The sequence below is a fragment of the Nonomuraea coxensis DSM 45129 genome, from assembly GCF_019397265.1.
Lineage (GTDB): Bacteria > Actinomycetota > Actinomycetes > Streptosporangiales > Streptosporangiaceae > Nonomuraea > Nonomuraea coxensis.
The window spans coordinates 7,468,249-7,491,825 of sequence record NZ_CP068985.1 but is presented as its reverse complement, the minus strand read 5'-3'; the positions used below and the strand labels follow the sequence as shown (position 1 = coordinate 7,491,825).

At 73.4% G+C, this 23,577-nt stretch carries 24 protein-coding genes; 18 read left to right on the top strand and 6 right to left on the bottom strand.

What is annotated here, in order from left to right:
- Positions 1–62: 62 nt before the first annotated feature.
- Together Nocox_RS35085 and cofC are read right to left on the bottom strand one after the other, a co-directional pair.
- Positions 63–263: a hypothetical protein gene (locus Nocox_RS35085; RefSeq protein ID WP_026214489.1), complete on the bottom strand. Its 201-nt coding sequence runs from the start codon at positions 261–263 to the stop codon at positions 63–65.
- 41 nt (positions 264–304) lie between these two features.
- Complete coding sequence (cofC, locus tag Nocox_RS35080) at positions 305–952, bottom strand: 2-phospho-L-lactate guanylyltransferase (RefSeq protein ID WP_020543972.1); 648 nt, start codon at positions 950–952, stop codon at positions 305–307.
- Between the two features lie 74 nt (positions 953–1,026).
- Here cofC and Nocox_RS35075 point away from each other — a divergent pair, with 74 nt between their 5' ends.
- The 3 genes from Nocox_RS35075 (at position 1,027) to Nocox_RS35065 (ending at position 3,936) form a co-directional block, all read left to right on the top strand.
- On the top strand, positions 1,027–1,737 hold the full coding sequence (locus Nocox_RS35075) for a lysophospholipid acyltransferase family protein (RefSeq protein ID WP_020543971.1): 711 nt from the start codon (positions 1,027–1,029) through the stop codon (positions 1,735–1,737).
- A gap of 4 nt (positions 1,738–1,741) precedes the next feature.
- A complete protein-coding gene (locus Nocox_RS35070) occupies positions 1,742–2,752 on the top strand; it encodes an NAD(P)H-dependent glycerol-3-phosphate dehydrogenase (protein WP_026214487.1) in 1,011 nt (336 codons plus the stop codon).
- A gap of 86 nt (positions 2,753–2,838) precedes the next feature.
- On the top strand, positions 2,839–3,936 hold the full coding sequence (locus Nocox_RS35065; RefSeq protein ID WP_020543969.1) for a D-alanine--D-alanine ligase family protein: 1,098 nt from the start codon (positions 2,839–2,841) through the stop codon (positions 3,934–3,936).
- A 3-nt stretch (positions 3,937–3,939) separates the two neighbouring features.
- Here the strand turns inward: Nocox_RS35065 and Nocox_RS35060 are convergent, their stop codons facing one another.
- Both Nocox_RS35060 and Nocox_RS35055 read right to left on the bottom strand, forming a co-directional pair.
- Positions 3,940–4,362, bottom strand: a complete 423-nt coding sequence (locus Nocox_RS35060; RefSeq protein ID WP_020543968.1) for a DUF3515 family protein — start codon at positions 4,360–4,362, stop codon at positions 3,940–3,942.
- 28 nt (positions 4,363–4,390) lie between these two features.
- Entirely contained in the window at positions 4,391–4,624 is a 234-nt protein-coding gene (locus Nocox_RS35055) for an Lrp/AsnC family transcriptional regulator (RefSeq protein WP_020543967.1), read from the bottom strand.
- A gap of 98 nt (positions 4,625–4,722) precedes the next feature.
- On the opposite strand from Nocox_RS35055, the gene Nocox_RS35050 reads away from it, so the two are divergent.
- From Nocox_RS35050 to thiD, 3 genes are all read left to right on the top strand, one after another.
- Positions 4,723–5,640: a thiamine-phosphate kinase gene (locus Nocox_RS35050; RefSeq protein ID WP_425517743.1), complete on the top strand. Its 918-nt coding sequence runs from the start codon at positions 4,723–4,725 to the stop codon at positions 5,638–5,640.
- A 126-nt stretch (positions 5,641–5,766) separates the two neighbouring features.
- On the top strand, positions 5,767–7,758 hold the full coding sequence (locus tag Nocox_RS35045; RefSeq protein WP_026214485.1) for a hypothetical protein: 1,992 nt from the start codon (positions 5,767–5,769) through the stop codon (positions 7,756–7,758).
- Positions 7,759–7,775: 17 nt separating this feature from the next.
- Positions 7,776–8,579 (top strand): bifunctional hydroxymethylpyrimidine kinase/phosphomethylpyrimidine kinase, encoded by an 804-nt coding sequence (gene thiD, locus Nocox_RS35040; RefSeq protein ID WP_026214484.1) that lies wholly within the window; start codon positions 7,776–7,778, stop codon positions 8,577–8,579.
- 72 nt (positions 8,580–8,651) lie between these two features.
- On the opposite strand, the gene rpmB is transcribed toward thiD, so the two are convergent.
- Complete coding sequence (gene rpmB, locus Nocox_RS35035; RefSeq protein ID WP_043618345.1) at positions 8,652–8,837, bottom strand: 50S ribosomal protein L28; 186 nt, start codon at positions 8,835–8,837, stop codon at positions 8,652–8,654.
- A gap of 209 nt (positions 8,838–9,046) precedes the next feature.
- Between rpmB and Nocox_RS35030 the strand changes: the two genes are divergently transcribed.
- The 8 genes from Nocox_RS35030 (at position 9,047) to mutM (ending at position 16,919) form a co-directional block, all read left to right on the top strand.
- Complete coding sequence (locus Nocox_RS35030; RefSeq protein WP_020543963.1) at positions 9,047–10,591, top strand: DAK2 domain-containing protein; 1,545 nt, start codon at positions 9,047–9,049, stop codon at positions 10,589–10,591.
- Between the two features lie 54 nt (positions 10,592–10,645).
- Positions 10,646–12,832, top strand: coding sequence for an ATP-dependent DNA helicase RecG (gene recG, locus Nocox_RS35025; RefSeq protein WP_020543962.1), 2,187 nt, complete (start codon positions 10,646–10,648; stop codon positions 12,830–12,832).
- Between the two features lie 293 nt (positions 12,833–13,125).
- Positions 13,126–13,695: a 16S rRNA (guanine(966)-N(2))-methyltransferase RsmD gene (rsmD, locus tag Nocox_RS35020; RefSeq protein ID WP_026214483.1), complete on the top strand. Its 570-nt coding sequence runs from the start codon at positions 13,126–13,128 to the stop codon at positions 13,693–13,695.
- A gap of 14 nt (positions 13,696–13,709) precedes the next feature.
- Positions 13,710–14,186, top strand: coding sequence for a pantetheine-phosphate adenylyltransferase (coaD, locus tag Nocox_RS35015; protein WP_026214482.1), 477 nt, complete (start codon positions 13,710–13,712; stop codon positions 14,184–14,186).
- Positions 14,187–14,240: 54 nt separating this feature from the next.
- Positions 14,241–14,810, top strand: coding sequence for a YceD family protein (locus tag Nocox_RS35010; protein ID WP_020543959.1), 570 nt, complete (start codon positions 14,241–14,243; stop codon positions 14,808–14,810).
- Between the two features lies 1 nt (position 14,811).
- Positions 14,812–14,991 carry a 50S ribosomal protein L32 gene (gene rpmF / locus Nocox_RS35005; RefSeq protein WP_033409409.1) on the top strand — a complete coding sequence of 60 codons (180 nt, stop codon included), beginning with the start codon at positions 14,812–14,814 and terminating at the stop codon, positions 14,989–14,991.
- Positions 14,992–15,307: 316 nt separating this feature from the next.
- Positions 15,308–16,042, top strand: coding sequence for a ribonuclease III (gene rnc, locus Nocox_RS35000; protein WP_020543958.1), 735 nt, complete (start codon positions 15,308–15,310; stop codon positions 16,040–16,042).
- 22 nt (positions 16,043–16,064) lie between these two features.
- A complete protein-coding gene (mutM, locus tag Nocox_RS34995; RefSeq protein WP_020543957.1) occupies positions 16,065–16,919 on the top strand; it encodes a bifunctional DNA-formamidopyrimidine glycosylase/DNA-(apurinic or apyrimidinic site) lyase in 855 nt (284 codons plus the stop codon).
- Here the strand turns inward: mutM and Nocox_RS34990 are convergent.
- Entirely contained in the window at positions 16,858–18,012 is a 1,155-nt protein-coding gene (locus Nocox_RS34990) for an MFS transporter (RefSeq protein ID WP_084685711.1), read from the bottom strand. The two genes, mutM and Nocox_RS34990, sit on opposite strands and share 62 nt — an antisense overlap.
- A 93-nt stretch (positions 18,013–18,105) precedes the next feature.
- On the opposite strand from Nocox_RS34990, the gene Nocox_RS34985 reads away from it, so the two are divergent.
- From Nocox_RS34985 to smc, 4 genes are all read left to right on the top strand, one after another.
- Complete coding sequence (locus Nocox_RS34985; protein WP_020543955.1) at positions 18,106–19,011, top strand: LysR family transcriptional regulator; 906 nt, start codon at positions 18,106–18,108, stop codon at positions 19,009–19,011.
- Between the two features lie 27 nt (positions 19,012–19,038).
- Positions 19,039–19,326: an acylphosphatase gene (locus Nocox_RS34980; protein WP_020543954.1), complete on the top strand. Its 288-nt coding sequence runs from the start codon at positions 19,039–19,041 to the stop codon at positions 19,324–19,326.
- A 191-nt stretch (positions 19,327–19,517) separates the two neighbouring features.
- Positions 19,518–19,712 (top strand): hypothetical protein, encoded by a 195-nt coding sequence (locus tag Nocox_RS34975; protein ID WP_026214481.1) that lies wholly within the window; start codon positions 19,518–19,520, stop codon positions 19,710–19,712.
- Positions 19,713–19,856: 144 nt separating this feature from the next.
- Positions 19,857–23,552: a chromosome segregation protein SMC gene (gene smc / locus Nocox_RS34970; RefSeq protein ID WP_020543952.1), complete on the top strand. Its 3,696-nt coding sequence runs from the start codon at positions 19,857–19,859 to the stop codon at positions 23,550–23,552.
- Positions 23,553–23,577 lie beyond the last annotated feature (25 nt).

The window sequence follows — 23,577 nt, the reverse complement described above, 5'->3', positions numbered from 1 at the left end:
CGATTCGTAGCGGACCGTCACGCCCGGGCTCCTCGCCCGGGCGTCGCGCGTTGTCGGGGCCTTCAGGGCAGCGGGAACGTGGACAGCGTGACGTAGGTGACGCGCTCCCCGGCCAGCGCCAGGTTGACCCGCTGGCCGGTGCGCAACAGCCGCAGCGGGCCCGCGTCGAAGGCGGCGGCGTCGAACTCCAGCACGGTCCCGTCGTCCAGGAAGACCGTGCCCGACCTGGTGGCCTCGTCGAAGCTGCGTACCGTGCCCTGCACGCCCACCAGCGTAGTCCGTACGGCCGGGGCCGGGCGAGCGGTCAGCCGGAGGCCCCGGAGCGCGGCCACAGCTCGGCGACCACCGCCGCCGTGTGCCGGCCCAGCCCCAGCGCGATCGCCGCCTCCAGGTCGGCGGGGGTGTCCACGTCGCGGCGGACCGAGTCGATGCCCGGCACGCACAGCTCCTTCGCCCCGCCCGCCAGGTGCCTGGCCCGGGACTCCCCGCCGAAGCGCGGCGTGAACGGCACCCCCGGCCGCACGCCGTAGAACGTGGTGCCGACGTCGAGCGCGTCCGGCACGAACGCCTGGTCGAACTCGGCCGCCGCGCCCAGCGCCGTCGCCAGCTCGGCCGGCCGCAACGCCGGCAGGTCGGCCTGCAGCGCCCCCACCGCCTCGCCGGGAGCCACCGACACGGCGTGCGCGGCGCCCGTGCGGAGCGCGGTGTTCAGCCCGCGGTCGGGATCGGTCACCACCTCCGCCCCCAGCGCCGCGAGCGGGACCGCCGCCGCGGGATCGGCGGTCACCACGATCACCCGCGCCACCGCAGGGCAGGACAGCGCCGCCGCCACGGTGTCGCTCGCCACCGCCACGGCGAACCTCGTGCGATGCGGTCCCGTCGCGTCGGCCAGCCGGGTCTTCGCGGCGACCAGCGTCTTGACCGGAATGACCAGGGACCACCGGAAGCTCATACCCTTAAGCATCGCGCCTCGACATCCTCGGCGGGCAACCGGGAGACTTGGGGCGCACACCCGAGGAGGAGTCCATGAGCCGCCGCACGCGACCGTCGCGTTTCTGGGAGACCCTGGCCGTCGTCGTCGTGAAACCGCTGTCCCGGCTCCTGGTCAAGCGGGACTGGCGGCACGGCGAGCGCCTCCCGCGCACCGGTGGCATCATCATCGCGGCCAACCACCTCTCCTGGACGGACCCCGTCCTGCTGTCGCACTTCCTGTTCAACAACGGGCGCTGGCCGGTCATCCTCGCCAAGTCCGCACTGTTCCGCGTGCCCCTGCTCGGCCGGGCCCTGACCGGGCTGCTGGTCATCCCCGTCGAACGCGGCAGCACCGAGGCCGCGCGGTCGCTGCGGATCTCCTCCCAGCGGCTCCAGGACGGCTGCGCGATCCTGTTCTATCCCGAGGGCACCTGCACCCGTGACCCGGCCCTCTGGCCGATGGTGGGCAAGACCGGCGCGGCCCGGCTGGCGCTGGAGAGCGGCGTCCAGGTCATCCCGATCGCCCACTGGGGCGCGCACGAGCTGCTGCCGTACGGCGAGAAGAGGCCGCGGCTCTTCCCCCGCAAGACCTTCCGCGTCTCGGTGGGACCACCGGTCGACCTGTCCGGATACGCCGGCCTGCCGCCGCAGGGCGACGTCCTGCGGGAGGCCACGGCCGACATCATGGCGGCGATCACCGCGCAGCTCGCCGAGCTGCGCGGCGAGAAGGCCCCCGAGGCCCCCTACGACCCCGCGGGGCGGTGACCGCATGACGAGAGCCGCCGTGTTCGGCCCAGGATCGTGGGGCACCACCTTCGCGATGATCCTCGCGGAGGCGGGCAACGAGGTCACGCTGTGGGGGCGCAGGCCCGAGCAGATGGAGGCCATCGAGCGCACCCACGAGAACGCCGACTACCTGCCCGGCATCCCCCTGCCGCCCTCGCTGCGCGCCACGACCGACCCCGAGCGGGCCCTCGACGGCGCCGACTTCGTGGTGCTGTGCGTGCCGTCGCAGACCCTGCGGCCCAACCTGGCCGCCTGGCGCGAGCACATCCCGCGCGGGGCGGTCCTGGTCAGCCTCATGAAGGGCATCGAGCTCGGCACCACCAAGCGGATGAGCGAGGTGATCCGCGAGGTCGCCGAGGTGCCGGAGGAGCGGGTGGCCGTCGTCTCCGGCCCCAACCTGGCCAAGGAGATCGCCCAGCGCCAGCCCGCCGCCACCGTCGTGGCCTGCGCCGACGAGTCCGTCGCCGAGAAGCTGCAGGCCATCTGCCACCTGCCGCCGTGGTTCCGCCCCTACACCAACCCCGACGTCGTCGGCGTCGAGCTGGGCGGCGCGGTCAAGAACGTCATCGCGCTCGCCGTCGGCGTCTCCGCGGGCATGGGCATGGGCGACAACGTCAGCGCCATGCTCATCACCCGCGGGCTCGCCGAGATGCAGCGCCTCGGCGTGGCCCTGGGCGCCGACCCGCACACCTTCGCCGGGCTCGCCGGCATGGGCGACCTCGTCGCCACCTGCAACTCGCCGCTGTCGCGCAACCGCACCTTCGGCGAGAACCTCGGGCGCGGCATGACCCTCGCCGAGGTGGTCGCCGCCACCAGGCAGACCGCCGAGGGCGTCAAGTCCTGCGAGTCCGTGCTGGCCCTCGCCCGCAAGCACGACGTCGAGATGCCGATCACCGAGGTCGTGGTCGGGGTGGTGCACGACGGCATGTCCCCGGCCGAGGCCGGCATGCTGCTCATGTCGCGCTCGCCCAAACCGGAGCGGTACGGCGTGTGACCGGCGCGGACGAGGCCGTTGACCGGGCGCGCCGTACAGCGGGGTTGACTCGCTGTGCAGAGGACACCCCGGTAGATTCGGACACCATGAGCAAGCCACGCGTCGCCGTCGTTTTCGGAGGTCGCAATTCCGAGCACGCCGTGTCCCTGATGGGCGCGGGCAGCGTGCTCGACGCGATCGACAGGAGCAAGTACGAGGTGGTCCCGATCGGGATCGCCCAGGACGGCAGGTGGGTGCTGGCCGCGTCCGACCAGCGGTTCGCCATCGAGGAGGGCGAGCTGCCGGTCGTCGACACCTCAGGGGCGGCGCTCGCGCTGCCCTCCGGCGGCAGCTCCCTCGTGGCCTACGACCCCGGCGCCATCCCCGTCGAGCTGGGCAAGGTGGACGTGGTGTTCCCGGTGATGCACGGCCCGTTCGCCGAGGACGGCACCATCCAGGGCCTCCTGGAGATGGCGGGCGTGCGCTATGTCGGCTCCGGCGTGCTGGCCAGCGCCGTCGGCATGGACAAGGCGTACATGAAGACCGTCCTCGCCGCCGCCGGGCTGCCCACGGGCAAGTTCGTCACCGTACGCGACCGCGACTGGCGGCTCAACCGCGAGCTGGTGCTGAAGGAGGCCGAGGAGCAGCTCGGCTACCCGGTCTTCGTCAAGCCCGCGCGGGCCGGCTCCTCCCAGGGCATCTCCAAGGCACGCGACCGGGCCCAGCTCGAACAGGCCGTGGAGTTCGCCAGGCAGCACGACCCCAAGGTCCTCATCGAGGCCGCCATCGAGGGCCGCGAGATCGAGTGCGCGGTGCTGGAGTCGCCAGGCGACGAGCCGGCCGCCGCGTCGGTGCCCGGCGAGGTCAAGGTCGAGGGCGGGCAGGAGTTCTTCGACTTCGAGGCGAAGTACTACCCCGACCAGATGTCGCTCACCGTGCCCGCCGACATCCCCGACGAGACGGCCGAGGAGCTGCGCGCCCTCGCGGTGCGGGCGTTCGAGGCGCTCGACTGCGAAGGGCTCTCACGGGTCGACTTCTTCTATACGCCCGACGGGCGGCTGGTGCTCAACGAGATCAACACCATGCCGGGCTTCACCTCGCTGTCGGTGGCGCCGCAGCTCTGGGCCGCCACCGGGGTGTCGTACGCCGAGCTGGTCGACCGGCTCATCCAGCTCGCGCTCAACCGGCCCGCCGGGCTGCGGTGAGCGCTACCCCGCCATCCGGCCCACCGGGCCGGACAGCTCGGCGAGCACGTCGCCCGGCACGTGGCCGCCGCCGATCGTGACCTCCACGTACGCGGCGTCCGTCACGGCGGTGTACAACGCGGGCCGCTCGGGGTCGGCGAACCAGCCGACGCCGTTGATCTCCTGGAGCTGGTCCGTCGGCGCCATCCGCGCCGGCCGGGGCACGCCGCAGCGCAGCGCGATCGTGCCGTCCCCCCAGACGGCGACATACGGCGAACGCGGCTCGGACGTGCCACGCTCGGCCCCGTCGAGCGAGGCGGGCAGCAGCGTGGCCAGCCTGTCGCAGGCGGCGACCGCCGGGCCCGCGGGCGCCGGCGGCTCCACCTGGACGGTGCCGCCGCAACCGGCGAGCGCTAGGAGAACGAGCAGGACGGCGGCGGCACGCATGCGACGACTACCTTCGGAACTGGACGGCTCAGATGTGGACGATCGGACACGTCAGCGTACGCGTGATCCCCTCCACCGCCTGAATCTGGGCCACGACGAGCTTGCCCAGCTCGTCCACGTTACGGGCCTCCGCGCGGACGATGACGTCGTAGGGACCCGTCACGTCCTCCGCCTGCGTCACACCGGGGATCCCGGAGATCTCCGCGGCCACTGCGGCGGCCTTGCCGACCTCGGTCTGAATAAGGATGTAGGCCTGCACCATCACGTCCTCCCGGGCGATTGGATCACGCCGAAGGGCCACCGTACCCTGTGTGCGTCAGGAGGTGCGTCATCACAGTCGGAGATCTCGGCGAATTCGGCGTGGTAAATCGTATTACCGGTCGTCTGCCCCAGGGCGCGGCGGTAATGCTGGGTCCGGGCGACGACGCGGCGCTGGTCGCCGCTCCTGACGGGCGGGTCGTGGTCTCCACCGACCTGCTGCTGGAGGGCAGGCACTTCCGGCGCGACTGGTCCAGCCCCTACGACGTGGGCCGCAAGGCCGCCGCCCAGAACCTCGCCGACGTCGCCGCCATGGGCGCCGCCCCCACCGCGCTGGTCATCGGCCTCGGCATCCCCGCCGACCTGCCCGTGACCTGGCTGGACGGGCTGACCGACGGCTTTCGCGACGAGTGCGTGGTCGTCGGTGCGAGCGTCGCGGGGGGCGACGTGACCCGGTGCGACCTGGTGGTCCTCGGGGTCACCGCGCTGGGCGACCTGGGCGGGCGGGCCCCCGTCCGCCGGGACGGCGCGCGGCCCGGGCAGGTCGTGGCGGTGGCGGGGCGGCTCGGGCACGCGGCGGCCGGGCTCGCGCTGCTCGACGCCGGTGTACCGGCGCGTACCGAGGCGCTGGAGCGGGCGGTGGCGGCGCATCGGCGGCCGTGCCCGCCGTACCAGGAGGGGCCGCGCGCCGCCGAGCTGGGCGCGAGCGCGATGCTGGACGTCAGCGACGGGCTGCTGCAGGACCTCGGGCACGTCGCCGCGGCGAGCGGGGTGCGGATCGAGGTGGATCCGCAGGCGTTCGCGGTGGGCGAGCCGGTGCTGGCCGCGGCCAAGGAGCTGGCGGCCGATCCGCTGGAATGGGTGCTCACGGGTGGCGAGGATCACGCGCTCGCGGCGGCCTTTCCCGCAGGGGTGCGGTTGCCGGCGTCGTGGCAGGTCGTGGGGCGGGTGGTCGAAGGTGAGGGGGTTCTCGTGTACGGGCGGGAAATGGGGCGTGGCGGCTGGGATCACTTTCGGTAATGATCTGTCCCGATTTTTGGGATATTTTCCCGGTTTGGGGTACGACTAGTGGGATTGCTGTGACAACGGCGTAGCAAAGGTGTTATGAAGATTGGCGGCCAACTGTAACCGGCAGAAAGGGCAGCCATGGGCCGCCACGGCACAGGTGGATCCGACGACGGGGATGAACGGGGGAGCGGCAGCGCATTCTGGGGTCCTGACGAGGACGCCGAGCCGCCGGGCTGGCCGTCCCTGCCGGACCGGCCCGAGGTCACGGGGCAGTGGGCCCCGGTGCGGCCCCGCGAGGGCGAGCCGCCGCGCGGGTCGGCTTCCGAGCCGTACGAGGTCACCGGAGCTTTCGCGCTGCCCACCGACTCCGCCGGCGGACCCGCGGGTGCCTTCCCTCCGCCCCCTGGCGACCAGGCCGGCCCCTTCGAGGTGACGGGCGCCTTCGTCCGCCCCACGGACTGGGACGCCCCCTCCAACGACCGCCCCGGCCCTTCCGGCTTCCCCGGCGACCCCGCCGCCGGATCCGGCTTCCCTGGCGACCCCGCCGCCCCTCGGGGTCCTGGAGGTGGCCTGCCTGGCGATCCCGCCGCGGGCCCGCGGCCTCCGGGCGGCGCCGCGTCGTACGGCGGGCCCGTCACCGGTGACTTCGACGTCCCGGCGCCCTTCGACAGGACGCCAGGTCCCAGCGCCGGTCCTCGCCCCGGCGACGGCTTCTTCAACCCTCCCGCCGAGCGCACCGCCGCCTTCCCCGGCCCGTCCACCCCCCGTGACACCGCAGGCGGCCCTCCCCCCGGCCCCACCGGCCCCTTCGACCGGCCCGCCGGAACCGGCCCCTTCGCCCAGGCCGGGGGCACCGGCCCCTTCGACCAACGCGGCGGGACCGGTCCCTTTGACCAGCGCGGCGGGAGCGGCCCGTTCGACAGGCCCGGGGGTGATGACCCCTTCGGGCGGCCGATGCGGGGCGAAGGGTTCTTCGACGAGCCGGAGGGGCAGGCCGGGGGCGCGTTCGACGGCCCGGTGGACCGTACCGCCAGGTTCGACGCCGCACCTCCCGCGGGCCCGCCCATGCCCGGGGACATCAAGGTGGCCGGCGAGCCCACGGTGGCGGCCAGGACCCCGGCGTGGGCGGAGGCCGAGACGGGCTTCCTCACCTCCGGCTGGTCCGCCGACTCCGGCCTGGACGACCTCGACGACCCGGACGAGCCCAAGGGCCGCCGCGGCCGCCGCAAGGCCGGCCGCGACCAGGACCGCGACAGCGGCAGGGGCCGCGGCAGGGACCAGGACGACGACCTGGCCGCCCCGCCGTCGTCGGGCGGCGGCAAGGGCAAGGTGGCGTTGCTGTCCGTCGCCGCCGTGGCCGTGGTGCTCGGCGGCACGGTGGTGGGCGTGAAGCTGATGAGCTCCGGCGACCCGGCCAAGTGCGAGGGCGCGACCTGCGCGGCCGTGCAGCAGAGCCCGGCCGGCTCCGGCCCCGCGGTCAGCGACCCGGCGGAGGAGGAAGCGGAGAGCGAGCCCGAGGAGGAGCCCGCGACGGACGAGGAGGAGACCACGCCGTCCGGCCGTCCGACGCCCACCGCCTCGTACGTCGCCCGCACCCCCCGCCGCACCACCACGCCCACGCCGAAGCCCACCAGGACCAGGGTGAAGGCGTCCGCGCAGCCGACCAGGGAGGTGATCGAGGAGCCGACGGGCGCGGAGGAGAGCGACACGCTCACCCCCAACCCGAACGCCGAGCCCTCCTCGGACGGCGGTGGCGCCACCACGGCCCCCGCTGAGCCGACGCCGGTCGACACCGGCGGCCCCGGCCCGTTCGGGCAGGGCGGCGCGGCCGGCGGCTCGGTCAACGTCCGGCAGACGATCAAGCAGCGCGTCGGCACCTACGCGGCGAGCCTCACGGTCGCGAACACCTCGACGCGGGCGCTGGCGGGCCCCACGGTCTCGGTGCCGGTCGAGGGCCGGGTGCTGAGCGTGCGCGGCGCGGCCTGGACGCAGGACGGCGACCTGCTGATCCTGGACGTGCCGGACACGCTGGCGGCCGGCGACGCGGCCGAGGTCACGTTCACCGCGACGGGCAAGGGCGAGCGGGCGGAGACGTGCGGCATGGTCAGCGGGGAGTGCGCCGTCACCTGATCGGGCGAAATGGTTGGATGGGGGACATGACGGTTTCGACCCCTCCCCGTGTGCTCACCGTCGCCGGCTCCGACTCCGGCGGAGGCGCGGGCATCCAGGCCGACCTGAAGACCATGATGGCGATGGGCGTGCACGGCATGAGCGTCATCGCCGCCGTGACCGCCCAGAACTCGCTCGGCGTCCAGGGCTACTGGGAGCTGCCGCCCGAGGCCGTACGCGCGCAGCTCGACTCGGTGCTCGGCGACATCGGCGCGCAGGCGGTCAAGACCGGCATGCTGGCCTCGCCCGTCCTGGTGGAGGTGGTCGCCGAGGCCCTCGGCGCGTACGGCGCCCCGGTCGTCGTCGATCCCGTCGGGGTGTCCAAGCACGGCGACTCGCTGCTCGCGGAGGAGGCCGTGGACACCCTGCGCACCCGGCTGCTCCCGGTGGCCACGGTGGCGACCCCGAACCTGTGGGAGGTCGAGCAGCTCACCTCGGTCAAGGTCGAGGACGAGGACGGCCTGCGCCGCGCGGCCGACGCCGTGCTCGCGCTGGGCCCGAGATGGGCGCTGATCAAGGGCGGCCACCTGCCGGGCGCGCCGGTGGACCTGCTGACCGACGGCTCGGAGGAGCACCGCTTCGTCGCCGAGCGCCACGACAACCGCCACACCCACGGCACCGGCTGCACGCTGGCCTCGGCCATCGCCTCCCGCCTCGCGCTGGGCGACGACGTGCCGGAGGCGGTGCGGGCCGCCAAGGAGTACGTGACCGGCGCCATCGCCCGGGGCTTCCCCCTGGGCGCGGGCATCGGCCCCGTGGACCACGCCTGGCGCTGGCGCTGACTCGCCGGCAGGTGCGCATGACAAAGGCCCGCTGCTCCCTGAGGGGAGGCGGGCCTTCGCTCGTGCGGGAACCTAGCGGGTGACCTTGCCCGCCTTGATGCACGAGGTGCACACGTTCAGCTTCTTCGGCGTGCCGCCGACGACCGCGCGCACCGTCTGGATGTTGGGGTTCCAACGACGGCGGGTGCGGCGGTGGGAGTGGGACACGTTGTTACCGAAGGTCGGCCCCTTGCGGCAGACATCGCAGACGGAAGCCACGGTATCGCTCCTTAAAACAGTCGATGTAGCCCTGTCCGCGTGATGCTTTCCGGGCGGAGGGCATGCCGGGACAACCGGCCAGCCAGACGAGAATATCCGATCCATGCCGCTGGGCGCGAACTGGAGCGTTGGCCGGGTCTCGATCAGCCCGGCACGGAGATATTCTCCATCGACAACGGTAGCGCACGCGGGGAGCACGGAGGCGCCGGATGGAGATCCTCGACCCGCCCGCGGTGCGTAGATGGGCGCGGCTGGCGGCCGACGCGCTCGGCCGGGCCAGGACGGACATCGACGCGCTCAACGTGTTCCCGGTGGCCGACGGCGACACCGGCACCAACCTGCACCTGACCCTGCTGTCCGCGGCCGAGGCCGTCGAGTCCCTGCCCGACGACGTGGACGCGGCCGTGGTGTGGCAGACGCTCGCGTACGGCGCCCTGGTGGGCGCGCGGGGCAACTCCGGTGTGATCGTCAGCCAGGCCCTGCGCGGCCTGGCCGAGGTGCTGAAGGACGGCCACGACCTGCGGGCCGCGCTGCACCGGGGCGCGGTGCTGGCCAGGGAGGCCGTGGCCAGGCCGGTTGAGGGCACGGTGCTGAGCGTGCTGGAGTCGGCCGCGCGGGCCGTCCAGGGCCTGGACGGCGGCCTGGCCGAGGTGGCGCGGAGCGCGGCCCGCGAGGCCAGGGCGGCGCTCGGGCGCACCCCGAGCCAGCTCGACGTGCTGGCCCGCAGCGGCGTCGTGGACGCGGGCGGCGCCGGGGCGGCGATCGTGCTGGAGACCCTGGCCGCGGTCGTCACCGGCTCCTACGACGGCCGCTACGAGGTGCCCGCGCCGGCCGCCAGGCTGAAGCCGATGACCGAGGCCGGGGCGGGCTACGAGGTGATGTACCTGCTGGACGCCGGCGACGAGGCGGTGGCGGCGTTACGCGCGGAGCTGGACGCGATGGGCGACTCCCTGGTGGTGGTCGGCGGCGACGGCCTCTGGAACGTGCACGTCCACGTGCCCGAGGCCGGGCCAGCCGTGGAGGCGGGGATGCGGGCGGGGCGGCCGCACCGGATCCGGATCACCTACCTGGCCGAGCCCGCCCGCGGGGCCGGGGCGGGCCGGGGCGTGGTGGCGGTCGCCGCGGGCGACGGGATCGCCGCGCTGTTCGAGGAGTGCGGGGCCGTCGTGGTGCGCCGCGAGCCGGGCTCAAGGCCGCCGCTGCCCGCCCTGCTGGCGGCGATCCGCCAGGCGGGCAGCGAGGTCGTGGTCCTGCCCAACGACGAGGGCGTCGGCGACGTGGCCGCGGCGGCGGCCGAGATCGCCCGCGGCGACGGGCAGGCGGTCAGCGTGCTGCCCACGCGGGCGACCGTGCAGGGCCTCGCGGCGCTGGCGGTGCACGACCCGCTGCGCCGCTTCGGCGAGGACGTGGTGGCGATGGCGGACGCGGCCGGCCAGACCCGCTGCGGGCACGTGACGGTGGCCCGCGAGGAGGCGTTCACCAGCGCGGGGGTGTGCCGCCCCGGCGACGTGCTCGGCCTCATCGAGGGCGACGTGGCGGTGATCGGCGGCACGCTGGAGCAGGTGGCGGCACTGGTGGTGGACCGCCTGGTGGCGGGCGGCGGCGAGCTGGTCACCCTGATCACCGGCGCCGGCGCCCCGCCGGGCCTCGCCGAGGGCGTGGAGGAGCACCTGCGGGCCACGCGGCCGGACGTCGACCTCGCCGTGTACGCGGGCGGCCAGGGCGGCTACCCGCTGCTGATCGGCGTCGAGTGACGCGCCGGGGGATGGCGGGATTCCTGTCGGCCGCAGGCGGTAGAACTTAATGCCGTGAGCCGTTTCGACGAGCCTCTGACGAAGGCGCTCGACCCGAAGACCGCCAAGCTGCTGCACAGTGTGCTCGGCCTGGAGACGGTCGGCGACCTGCTGCGCCACTACCCGCGCCGCTACGCCGAGCGCGGCGAGCTGACCTCGCTCGCCGACCTCGAGGTGGACGAGCACGTCACGGTGGTCGGCGAGGTCACCCGGCTGATGCGCAAGCCGATGCGCAACCGGGGCGGCACCTGGCTGGAGGTCGAGGTCGCCGACGGCAGCGGCGACAAGATCTACCTGTCGTTCTTCGGCAAGGGCTCCCACGTGGCCGAGTCGCGGCTCAAGCCGGGGCGGCGCGGCATGTTCGCCGGCAAGGTGGGGCTGTTCGGGGCGCGTGGCAGGCCGCGATGGCAGCTCGCGCACCCGGAGTTCGAGCTGTTCGAGGAGGAGGACGAGGGCGGCGCGGCGGAGTTCGCGGCCGCGCCGGTGCCGATCTACCCGGCGGGCAAGGACCTCACGCCGTGGGCCATCCGGCGCGCGATCGGCGTCGTGCTCGACACGCTCGGCCCGCTCGACGACCCGCTGCCCGCCGAGCTGCGGGCCCGCCACAAGCTGCAGCCGCTGGGCGAGGCGCTGGCCGGCATCCACCGGCCCAAGGACTTCGCCGAGATGGGGCGGGCGCGGCAGCGGCTGAAGTTCGACGAGGCGTTCGTGCTCCAGGCCGTGCTGCTCCAGCGCCGCCAGGCGGCCACCGCCTGGCCCGCGCGGTCCCGGCCGCGCCGCGCCGACGGGCTGCTCGCCGCGTTCGACGAGCGGCTGCCGTTCGCGCTGACGGAGGGGCAGGCCGTGGTCGGCGAGGAGATCGCCGCCGACCTCGCCCGCGAGCACCCGATGCACCGCCTGCTCCAGGGCGAGGTGGGCGCGGGCAAGACCGTGGTGGCGCTGCGCGCGATGCTCCAGGTCGTCGACGCGGGCGGCCAGGCCGCGCTGCTGGCGCCCACCGAGGTGCTGGCCCAGCAGCACCACCGCTCGATCACGGCCATGCTGGGCGACCTCGCGCAGGGCGGCATGTTCGGCGGCACGGCGGTCACGCTGCTGACCGGCTCGATGGGCGCGCCCGCCCGCCGCGCGGCGCTGCTCGACGCCGCCTCGGGCAACGCCGGGATCGTGGTCGGCACGCACGCGCTGCTCCAGGAGCACGTGCAGTTCGCCGATCTCGGGCTGGTGGTGGTGGACGAGCAGCACCGGTTCGGGGTGGAGCAGCGTGACGCGCTGCGCGAGAAGGCCGGTGACGCCCGGCCGCACGTGCTGGTCATGACGGCCACGCCGATCCCGCGCACGGTGGCGATGACGGTCTTCGGCGACCTGGAGGTCTCCACGCTGTCGCAGCTCCCGTCGGGGCGGGCGCCGATCACCACGCACGTCGTCCCGGCCGCCGAGAAGCCCCACTACCTGGAGCGCACCTGGGAGCGGGTGCGCGAGGAGGTGGCGCTGGGCCGGCAGGCCTACATCGTGTGCCCGCGCATCGGCGACCTGGAGGGCGACGAGGGCGACCTGCAGGTGGCGCCGGCCTCGGGCGACGACGAGCGGCGCCCGCCGCTGGCCGTGCTCGACGTGGCCGAGCTGCTGACCCAGGGGCCCTTCCACGACCTGCGGGTGGGCGTCCTGCACGGCAAGCTGCCGCCGGAGGAGAAGGACGCGGTGATGCGCTCGTTCTCGCGCGGCGAGCTCGACGTGCTGATCGCGACCACGGTGATCGAGGTGGGCGTCGACGTCCCCAACTCCTCCGTGATGATCATCATGGACGCCGACCGCTTCGGCGTCTCCCAGCTCCACCAGCTCCGCGGCCGGGTGGGCCGGGGCGGGCTGCCGGGCCTGTGCCTGCTGGTCTCCGACTTCCCCGCGGGCACCCCCGCCCGCGCCAGGCTCGACGCGGTGGCCGCCACGCTCGACGGCTTCGAGCTGTCCCGGGTCGACCTGGAGCAGCGCCGCGAGGGCGACGTGCTGGGCGCCGCCCAGTCGGGCAAGCGCAGCTCGCTGAAGCTGCTGCAGCTCCTGCGCGACGAGGACGTGATCGCGGCGGCCCGTGAGGAGGCCGGCCTGCTGCTCGCCGGGGACGCCGACCTCGCCGGCCACCCGGCGCTGCGGGCCGAGATCGACCGGCTGCTGCAGGACGAGCGGGCCGAATACCTGGAGAAGACCTGAGCGGGCGGCGCGACGGCGCCGGAGAAGGAGAGACGGGGAGAAGAAGGAACCCAGCCGCGGGGACGGCCTCCCCCCGAATGCCGTCCCCGGCTGGGCCCACCCTCGGGTCAGGTGCCGAGGGAACCGGCGTGCGGAAGGGCTCACGATCACGCCGGTCGGCCTTCATGTGGGTCACCTTGAAGGCCGCAGATTCATCATGCGTGCCGTCCCGGCCGAAGCCAATCACCCTTGCTCAGTCGAGGCCGACACTTGTCCACTCTTGACCTGCGGGAACATGCGAAAGAATGGGGCACATGACTCGGATCATCGCGGGGAGCGCGGGCGGCAGGCGGCTGGGGGTGCCGCCGGGGCGCGGCACGAGGCCGACCAGCGACAGGGCCAGAGAAGGGATCTTCTTGACGATCGGCTCCCTCTACGGCCTGGACGGGGTCCGCTTCCTCGACCTCTACGCCGGTTCCGGCGCGATCGGCCTGGAGGCGCTCTCGCGCGGGGCGGCGGAGGCGGTGCTGGTCGAGTCCGACCCCAGGGCGGTGCGGACGATCAAGGACAACGTCCGGGCGCTGGGCCTGGAGGGCGCGCGGGTGGTCGCGGACAAGGTCGTCCGGCTGCTCGCCAGGCCGCCGGAGGGCGGGCCGTTCGACGTCGTCTTCGCCGATCCTCCCTACGCGGTGCCGGACGCCGAGGTGGCCACGGTGCTTGAGCTGCTGCGGGACCACGGCTGGCTGGCCGAGGAGGGATTGGTGGCTTTCGAGAGGGAAAGCAGAGGAAAAGCCCTTGTGTGGCCTGAGGGGTACGTTGAGGAGAGGGTCCGTCGTTATGGCGAAGCGTCCGTTTGGTACGGTCGCGCCGCCGGGAACCCGTAGACCTGGGAGGCGTCTTGCGCCGCGTAGTCTGCCCGGGGTCGTTCGACCCCATCACCAATGGCCATCTTGACATCATCGGACGTTCGGCCCGCCTGTACGACGAAGTGACGGTGGCGGTCCTCATCAACGTCGAGAAGAGCAGCCTGTTCACCGTCGACGAACGCATCGAGATCCTGCAGACGGTCACCAAGGATTTCTCGAACGTCACCGTCAGGAAGTTCCACGGCCTGCTGGTGGACTTCTGCAAGCAGAACGACATCCCCGCCATCGTCAAGGGCATCAGGGTGGTCAGCGACTTCGACTACGAGCTGCAGATGGCCCAGCTCAACTACCGCCTGTCGGGGGTGGAGACGCTGTTCATGCCGACCAACCCCGAGTACTCGTTCCTGTCCTCAAGCCGGGTCAAGGAGATCGCCCGTTATGGCGGAGACGTGTCGGGTCTGGTGCCCGACCTCGTGCACAAGCTCCTCATCGAGCGGCTCAGGGGCTGAACGCGACCTGCTATCCTTTCATTTCGGCCTTGTACGACGGCGAGCATCTTCGCCATGCCTAGCGAGATCAGGATGACTCAGCACCTCGACCCCCGCTCCCCGTGGGTGATCTCCACTCATGACCTGGGCAAGCGGCCGGGCACGATGCGGCAGATGACCCTGGCCCTCCCGGCACCGGAAGACCTCGGCGTCGACATGATCGGCGTCCCCAAGGACGCCGAAGTCGAGCTGGATCTCCGGTTCGAAGCAGTGATGGAAGGCGTGCTCGTGTCCGGCACGGCGCGTGCCCCGCTCGCCGGGGAGTGCGCCCGCTGCCTCGACCCGATGTCCTCGGACATCGAGGTCGATCTGCAGGAGCTGTTCTTCTACTCCGACGAGGACGCCTCCGAGGACGACTCGCTGCTCGACGGCGAACTGCTCGACCTCGAGCCGACGTTCCGCGACGCGGTGGTGCTCGCACTGCCGCTGAGCCCCGTGTGCCGCGAGGACTGCGAAGGGCTCTGCACGGAGTGCGGGGTCAAGCTGGCCGAGGCCGGCGACGACCACCGGCACGAGGTGATCGATGCCCGCTGGGCGTCGTTGCAAGGTCTGATTTCCGACAAAGATAACGATCAGGAGAAGTGACGTGGCCGTCCCGAAGCGAAAGATGTCGCGGAGCAACACCCGCGCCCGTCGCTCCCAGTGGAAGACGACTGCCGTCGCCCTGGTGAGCTGCCCGCAGTGCCGTTCGCCGAAGCAGCCGCACATCGCGTGCCCCACCTGCGGCACCTACAACCGCCGTCAGGTCATCGAGCCGTCCGCCTGATCCGCCGGCACGACCGCAGACCCCTGCCGGATGGACCGCCGCCGCCTTTCGTGCTTGGTTGAGAGCGTGGCGGCAGTCACCCAGCAGGTTTCTCGTCAGCAGTTGACGTGATGCCGACCGAGTGCCATTGTGCCTCGGTCGGCGTTACCGTCTCAGATGCGTGCGGCGGCGGTTCGCCCGCGGCCGTGGTGGACGCCGGGGCCAACGCGATCACCCCGACGCCCACCACGTTTTCGGGCATCTTCCCGCCAGTCGGCGCGCCATCGCCATAGGAAGATGTCCGAGGAGGAAGCACGTGGGCGCAGGTCCTAAGCCCGTGGCCGTCGAGGTCGCCAGGGACGAACTTGAGCGGGTTCTGTCGGTCGGTCTCGACCACGACATTCTTGAGCGGGCGCTGACGCACCGCTCGTACGCGTACGAGAACGGCGGCCTGCCGACCAACGAGCGCCTGGAGTTCCTCGGCGACTCGGTGCTCGGCCTGGTGGTCACCGACACCCTCTACCGCAACCACCCCGACCTGCCCGAGGGGCAGCTCGCCAAGCTGCGGGCGGCCGTGGTCAACATGCGCGCGCTGGCCGACGTGGCCCGCAACCTCGGCCTCGGCCGCTTCCTGCGGCTCGGCAGGGGCGAGGAGGGCACCGGCGGGCGCGACAAGTCCTCGATCCTGGCCGACACGCTGGAGGCCCTGATCGGCGCGATCTACGTCGACAAGGGGCTCGGCGAGGCGTTCCGCGTGGTCCACCTGCTGTTCGACCCGCTGATCGTGCGCTCGGCGTCGCTGGGCGCCGGGCTCGACTGGAAGACCTCGCTGCAGGAGCTCACCGCCTCCGAGGCGCTCGGGGTGCCCGAGTACCACGTCGAGGAGAGCGGGCCCGACCACGCCAAGTCGTTCACCGCCATGGTGCGGGTCGGCGGCGAGTCCTACGGGTCGGGCACCGGCCGCAGCAAGAAGGAGGCCGAGCAGCAGGCGGCCGAGGCGGCGTGGACCCGCATCCGGGCCCGCCGCGACGAGCGCGAGAAGCAGCGCGAGAGCCAGCCCGCCGCGGGCTGAGCCGCGCGAGGAGCGGAGTCCTGTGCCGGAGTTGCCGGAGGTCGAGGTCGTCAGGCGTGGCCTCGCCCAGTGGGTCGTCGGCCGTGAGATCGCCTCCGCGGAGGTGCTGCACCCCCGCGCCGTCCGGAGGCACCTGCCGGGCGCCGACGAGTTCGCGGCCCGGCTGAAGGGCCGGACGGTGCTGTCGGCCGAGCGCCGCGGCAAGTACCTGTGGCTGCCGCTGTCGGGCGCTCCCGAGGCGCTGCTGGCACACCTGGGGATGAGCGGCCAGCTCCTGGTCGTCGATCCGCAGGCGCCGCCGGAGAAGCACCTGCGGGTCCGCCTGCGCTTCGAGGATGGCGGCCCCGACCTGCGCTTCGTCGACCAGCGCACGTTCGGGCACGTCATGCTCACCCCGCTGGTGAACGGCGTGCCCGAGCCGATCGCGCACATCGCGCCCGACCCGTTCGAGGCGGCCTTCGACGACGAGGAGTTCGCCCGGCGGCTGCGGGCCAGGCGCACCGAGGTCAAGCGGGCCCTGCTCGACCAGTCGCTGATCAGCGGCGTCGGCAACATCTACGCCGACGAGGCGCTGTGGATCTCCCGGCTGCACTGGGCCCGCCCGACGCAGACGCTCACCAAGCCCAAGATCGCCGAGCTGCTGGCGGCGGTCCGCACGGTCATGGCCGCCGCGCTGCGGCAGGGCGGCACGTCGTTCGACAGCCTGTACGTCAACGTCAACGGCGAGAGCGGCTACTTCGAACGCTCGCTGGAGGTCTACGGGCGGCGCGACCTGCCCTGCTCCCGGTGCGGCGCGGCGATCAGGCGCGAGGCGTTCATGAACCGCTCGTCCTACTCCTGCCCCAGATGCCAGCGGCGGCAGCGGCCAGCAGGCTGAGGGCGGCGGCCGGCCACATCGCGGCGGTGGTCGACACCCCGTCCACGACCCGGCCGCCCACCAGGGCGCCGAGCGCGATCGACAGGTTGAACGCGCTCACGAACAGGGCGGTCCCCAGCTCGCCGCCGCCCGAGCGCATGATCCACAGTTGCAGGGTCACGCCCACGCCGCCGTAGCCGAGCCCCCACACGACGAGCGCGGCCAGCGGCGGGGCGCCGAGCGGCAGGGCGGCCGTGGCCGCGGCGACGAGGACGGCCAGCAGGATGAGGACGGCACGGGGGTTCCTGGCCGCGCGGGCCCCGGCGGCGAAGTTGCCGGCGACGCCGGCCGCGCCGTACAGCAGGAGGGCGGCGCTGACCAGGCCCGGACCGGCCTGCGCGGTCTGCTCCATGAACGGCCGGAGGTACGTGTAGGCGGCGAAGTGCCCGCCGATGATCAGCACGGTCAGCACGAGCACGAGCGCGAGCGGCCGGGACATCCGCGACCGCGCCCCCGCCCGGTCCCCGGATGAGGGCAGAGGCGGGAGGGTGACGGCCAGCAGGGCGAGCAGCGCCAGGGCCAGCACGCCCAGGGCGGCGAAGGCCGCCCGCCACCCCGCCGAGGAGGACACCAGCGTCGCCACGGGCACCCCCAGCACCGACGCCACCGACACCCCGCCCAGGATGACCGAGGTGGCCCGCCCGACCTGCCGTTCGGGCACCAGCCGCGCCCCCAGCCCGGCCGCGAACGCCCAGAACCCGCCGATGCTCACCCCGGTCGCCACCCGGGCCGCCAGCATGACCGCGTAGCCGGGCGCGAGCGCCGCCGCGAGGTTCGCCGCCGCCAGCAGCGCCATCAGCCCGATCAGCAGCGTCCTGCGGTCGGCCCGGCGGGCGGCCACGGCCAGCGCCGGCGCGGCGACGGCGGCCACCAGCCCCGGCGCGGACATGGTGAGGCCCGCCGTCCCCGGCGAGACGCCGAGGTCCGCGGCGATCGAGGTGAGCAGGCCGACGGGCAGCATCTCGCTGGTCACGAGGGTGAAAGTGCCGAGGGCCACCGAGGCCACGGCGAGCGGGCGCGCCCGTACGGGGGAGGGGTCAAGGGTTGTCGTCATGCCCCTCAGCCTTCTTCCGGCCCGGCTCCGGGAACAACGGCGAAGTCCGAAGGCTTGGTTGAGTCAGGCTGAACGATCCACGGGGAGGCGGACATGGACTTCAGGGAGCTGGAGTGCTTCCTGGTGCTCAGCGAGGAGCTGCACTTCGCCCGTACGGCCGAACGCCTCTACCTGTCACCCGCCCGGGTCAGCCAGCTCCTGCGCGCGCTGGAGACCAGGATCGGCGGCCGGCTGTTCGAGCGGACGAGCCGGCGGGTGCGCCTCACGCCGCTCGGCGAGCGGTTCCTGGCCGACCTGAGGCCCGCCTACGACGGCGTGACGGGCGCCGTGAGCCGCGCCACGGCCGCCGCGCGGGCGGTGAAGGAGGTGGTGCGGGTGGGCTTCCTCGCGACGCCCACGGAGGTCGTGACGGGCAGCGTACGGGCCTTCGAGCGCCGCCATCCCGGCAGCGCGGCCGAGCTGGTGGAGATCCCGCTCGCCGACCCGTTCACCCGGCTGCGGGCCGGTGAGGTGGACGTCGCCTTCACCCTCCTGCCGGTGGACGAGCCCGACCTCGCCACGGGGCCGGCGCTGAACAGGGTCTCCTATCGGCTCGGACTCCCCGCCGGCCATCCGCTCGCGGGGCGGCCGGCCGTGACGGCGGAGGAACTGGCCGAGGTTCCCCTGATCGGCCTGGCGGGGCCGGCGCCGTGCTGGTGGAGCGAGCGGACGGCACCCTCCGTGACGCCTTCCGGACGGCCGATACCCCGGTCGGGCGCCGTCGCCACCGCGCAGGAGGGCTTGACACAGGTGGCCCTCGGGCGTGGGGGAATGCTTTTCTGCACCCCCACCGCGGCCGTCCACGAGCGGCCCGACGTAAGCTTCGTGCCGGTCAGCGGGCTGGCGCCGTCGATCCTGGGCCTGGCCTGGGTCAGGGCGGCGGAGAGCGCGACGGTCAGGGCGTTCGTGGCGGCGGCGGCCGGGTGGGCGTCCTCCGCGAAGGACGCCCTGGTCGCCTGAGGACGACGGGCCCAGGGGAGGGGAAAGATGACGGAAAATCAGGAAAACGCCAGGTTGACGGCCTGGGTCCGGGGGAGGGTCCAGGGTGTCGGTTTCCGTTGGTGGACCCGCGCCAGGGCACTGGAGCTGGGCCTCACCGGGTGGGCCCGCAACACCGACGACGGCCGGGTCGAGGTCGTCGCGGAGGGCTCGCGCGTGAGCTGCGTCAAGCTGCTGGAGCTGCTCAGAGGTTGCGACACGCCGGGCAGGGTCGATGGAGTAGTGGAACGTTGGAGCGAACCCCGAGGTAGTTTGGGTGGTTTTGTGGAGAGGTAGCCACTTTCGTTAAACCGCCCAAATAGGGTATAGTTATATGTCGGGAGTGCCCATCAGTAGGGCGCAGCGGTTTGTTCGACTTGACCGCCCACACTGCCGGTGCGACTCTTGTTAGGTACCACGCGCACCCCTCCCGCGGAATAAGAAGTGCGCGAACCAGTCTGGTCACTCAGCGTGGAGGACCCTTTACCATGGCGAAGGCTCTACTCGGCCACGTCGGCGGTCCTGACCCTCGTATGGTCTCGGAGATGCGCCGCCTGCAGCAGCGCATCCGTGACCTGGAGGCAGAACTCATCCGACTTCAGGCCACGAACGACGCTCTTGCGGCGCAGACCCGCGACGAGGCGCTCAGTCGCTTGCAGGAGCGCGAGCCGGCACTCACCTGAGAGTGATCGGAACGCAGGACCCAGGGACGTCTCCACGAGGCGTCCCTTGCTATTTGCCCTTGTCCCACCCGGCGTCGCCTGCGCCGGGTGGCCGGGACCAGTAGGCTTTTCCGAAGGTCCGGGTCAGGGAGAAGGGGGTCGCGCTTGTACCTGAAGACCCTCACCCTGCGCGGGTTCAAGTCCTTCGCCTCCGCCACCGCCCTGCGGTTCGAGCCGGGCATCACCTGCGTGGTCGGCCCCAACGGCTCCGGCAAGTCCAACGTCGTCGACGCCCTCGCCTGGGTCATGGGCGAGCACAGCGCCAAGTCGCTGCGCGGCGGCAAGATGGAGGACGTCATCTTCGCCGGCACCTCCTCCCGGCCGCCCCTCGGCCGCGCCGAGGTCACGCTGACCATCGACAACACCGACGGCGCGCTGCCGATCGACTACACCGAGGTCACCATCAGCCGGCTGATGTTCCGGTCCGGGCAGAGCGAATACGCGATCAACGGCGACACCTGCCGCCTGCTCGACATCCAGGAGCTGCTGTCCGACTCCGGCATCGGCCGCGAGATGCACGTCATCGTCGGCCAGGGCCAGCTCGACGCCGTGCTGCACGCGGGCCCGGAAGACCGCAGGGCCTTCATCGAAGAGGCCGCCGGCGTGCTCAAGCACCGCAAGCGCAAGGAGAAGGCGCTGCGGAAGCTGGACGCCATGCAGGCCAACCTGACCCGCGTCCAGGACCTCGCGACCGAGCTGCGCCGCCAGCTCAAGCCCCTCGGCAGGCAGGCCGAGATCGCCCGCAAGGCCGCCGTCATCCAGGCCGACCTGCGCGACGCCCGGTTGCGGCTGCTCGCCGACGACGTCGGCACGCTGCGCGCCACCCTGGAGCGCGAGGCCGCCGACGAGGCCGCGATCATGGCCAGGCGCGCCCAGGTCGAGGCCGAGCTGGCCGAGGCCCAGCGGCGCGAGGCCGCGCTGGAGGCCGCGGAGGCCGAGGCCCAGCCCCGGCTGGCCGCCGCCCAGGAGACCTGGTTCCGGCTGTCCTCGCTCCGCGAGCGCATCACCGGCCTGGAGCAGCTCGCCGCCGAGCGGCACCGCCACGCGCTCGACGCCGCCTCCATCGAGCGCCGCGGCCGCGACCCCGAAGACCTCGAACGCGAGGCGGACGAGGCGCGCGAGCGCGAGCTCGTGCTCAGGGCGGAGCTGGAGCAGGCGCGCGAGCTGCTCGAGGAGGCCGTCCAGGCGCGGGCCGGGTGCGAGGCCGAGCTGAGCGAGGAGGAGCGGCGGCTCGCGCTGGCCGCCCGTGCCGCCGCCGACCGCCGCGAGGGCCTGGCCAGGCTGCGCGGCCAGGTCGACTCCGTACGCAGCAGGGCCCGCGCCGCCGAGGAGGAGATCGGCCGGCTCCAGCAGGCGGTGGCCGAGGCCGCCGAACGCGCCCGGCAGGCCGGCGAGGACCTGGAGACCCAGCGGCTGGAGGAGCCCCCGGTCGATCCCGCGCTGGCCGAGGAGCTGGCCACGGCGCAGGCGCTGGTCGAGGAGGCCCGCGCGGTCGCCGACGCGGCCAGGGCGGCGGCCGAGGAGGCCAAGGCCGCCCTCGACGAGCCGCGTTCGGGGCTGCAGGCCGCCCGCGCGGCGGTCGCCACGGCGCGCTCCGCCGACCAGGAGGCGCAGCGCTCGGTCGCCGCGCTGTCCGCCCGCCGCGACGCCCTGGAGCTGGGCCTGGCGAGGGGCGACGGCGGCGCCGCGCTGCTGGAGGCCGACCTCGCCGGGGTGCTCGGCCCGCTGGCCGTCGCGCTGCAGGTCACGCCGGGCGCGGAGACGGCGGTCGCCGCCGTGCTCGGCCCGGTCGCCGAGGCGATCGCCGTCAAGACCATCGACACCGCCGTGGAGGCCCTCACCCTGCTGCGCGACCGCGACGCCGGCCAGGCCACCCTGCTGGTCGCCCGCCCCGGCGGACCCAGCGGCTCCGGCGGGGGCGGCGGTGCGTACGGGGCCGCGCCCGAGGGGGCGCGGTGGGCCGCCGATCTGGTCACCGTTCCCGACCACCTGCGGCCGGCGCTCGACCACGTGCTCGACGGCGTCGCCGTGGTGGCCGACCTGGAGGCGGCGCGGGAGCTGGTCGAGCGGCACCCGCGGCTCAGGGCCGTCACCATGGCGGGAGACGTGGTGGGCGCGCGGGTGGCGAGCGGCGGAGCCGCGGGCGGGCAGTCCGTGCTCCAGGTCCGCGCCGCCTTCGACGAGGCCGTCAGAGACCTGGAGGAGGCCGAGGCGCGGGCGGAGGAGACCGCGGCGGCCCTGGACGAGGCGATCGACGGAGAGCAGCGCGCCCAGGCCGCCCTGGAGGCCGCCCAGACCGGGGTCAACGAGGCCCAGACCGCCGTCACGACCGCCCAGTCCGGCGTGAGCGCCGCCCAGGGCGCGCTCGACCAGGTCAGGGGCCGCCAGCGGGAGGCCGACCAGCGCACGGCCGCCGCCGCCCGGCGGCTCGCCCAGCTGGAGGCCGCCGCGGGCGCCGCCCGCGCCGAGGCCGAACGGCTGGCCGCGAGCGTGACCAAGGCCGAGGCGGCCCGCGCCGAGGGCCTGGAGGAGCTGGCCGAGCTGGAGATCCGCCTGGCGGAGGCCGAATACGCCCAGGAGCTGGAGACCGAGCCCACCACCGACCTGCGCGACGAGCTGGCCGCCTCCTGCGAGGCGGCCCGCCGGCGCGAGATGGACACCCGCCTCCAGGTCCGCACGGCCGAGGAGCGCGTCAAGAGCGTCGAGGGCCGCGCCGACGGCCTGCTGCGGGCCGCCCGCCGCGAACGCGAGGAACGCGCCCAGGCGGCCGCTCAGCGGGCCAGGCGGCGGCGTCAGGCGGCGCTCGCCGAGGCCGTGAGCAAGGGCGCCAAGCGGGTGCTGGCGGCCCTGGCCGAGTCGGTCGCGCTGGCCTCCAGGGAGCGCGACGAGGCCGACCTCGCCCGCGTCGCGATCGACGCCGAGCTCAAGCAGGTGCGCCTGCGGGTGCGCGAGCTCGGCCAGGAGCTCGACAAGCTGGTCAACCGCGTGCACGGCAGCGAGGTCGCGCGCACCGAGCAGCGGCTGCGGCTGGAGCAGCTGGAGCAGCGGGCGCTGGAGGAGTTCGGCGTCGAGGTCGAGTCGCTGCTCACCGAGTACGGCCCCGACGCCGAGGTCCCCGGCGACCCGCCCGTCCCCTACGTGCGTGAGGAGCAGGAGAAGCGGGCGCGGGCCGCCGAGCGGCAGATGAACCAGCTCGGCAAGGTCAACCCGCTCGCGCTGGAGGAGTTCGCGGCGCTGGAGGAGCGGCACGCGTTCCTGACCTCGCAGCTCGAAGACCTGAAGAAGACCCGGCGCGACCTGCTGACCGTGGTCAAGGAGGTCGACGACCGCGTGGAGCAGATGTTCGCCTCCGCGTACGACGACGTGGCCCGCGAGTTCGAGCAGATCTTCACCCGCGTGTTCCCCGGCGGCGAGGGCCGGCTGGTCCTCACCCAGCCGGACGACATGCTGACCACCGGCATCGAGGTCGAGGCCAGGCCGCCGGGCAAGAAGGTCAAGCGGCTGTCGCTGCTGTCGGGTGGCGAGCGCTCGCTCACGGCGGTGGCGTTCCTGATCTCGATCTTCAAGGCGCGGCCGTCGCCGTTCTACGTGATGGACGAGGTCGAGGCCGCTCTTGACGACACCAACACGCAGCGCCTGCTGACGCTCTTCGAGGAGCTGCGGCAGAGCTCGCAGCTGATCGTCATCACGCACAACAAGCGCACGATGGAGATCGCCGACGCTCTCTACGGCGTGTCGATGCGCGGCGACGGGGTCACGCAGGTCGTCAGCCAGCGGCTCAGAGAGCGCGAGCCGGCCTGAACGGTGTGGCCTTGGGCGTGACCAT